Raw genomic sequence first — 446 nt, forward strand, 5'->3', positions numbered from 1 at the left:
TTGGTTAACAAGCGTCCGCTTTGTCAATAGTAAAAAATGAAAAAAAGACCCAAATTGCGTAATAAATAGCCTTTTCTTTATTGCGCAAATTCCCTAAAATTCCTCACCCTTTCGCTGCGTAGTTTTTAACCGATGCGGATTGGCCCATATCAACTCGACAATCAGGTCATATTAGCTCCCATGGCTGGAGTTACTGACCAGCCATTCCGTCAGCTGTGTTACAGCACGGGGGCTGGGCTTACAGTATCAGAGATGCTGTCCAGTAACCCTAAGGTATGGCAGACCGATAAATCCAGGCAACGCATGGATCATTCGGGAGAGCTTGGCATTCGTGCCGTGCAAATAGCGGGCTCTGAACCAGAGCTAATGGCTGAAGCTGCGCGGGTTAATGTCAGTATGGGCGCGCAGATTATCGATATAAATATGGGCTGCCCGGCGAAAAAGGT

The 446-nt window shown here is 47.5% G+C and carries 1 protein-coding gene; it reads left to right on the plus strand.

The features are described from left to right. Window positions 1-132: 132 nt before the first annotated feature. Window positions 133-446: tRNA-dihydrouridine synthase (locus tag B3180_RS03885; protein WP_414654022.1), on the plus strand; the 314-nt coding region annotated here is incomplete at its 3' end.

The organism is Idiomarina sp. UBA4206 (assembly GCF_002383015.1).
GTDB classification, from domain to species: Bacteria; Pseudomonadota; Gammaproteobacteria; order Enterobacterales; family Alteromonadaceae; genus Idiomarina; species Idiomarina abyssalis.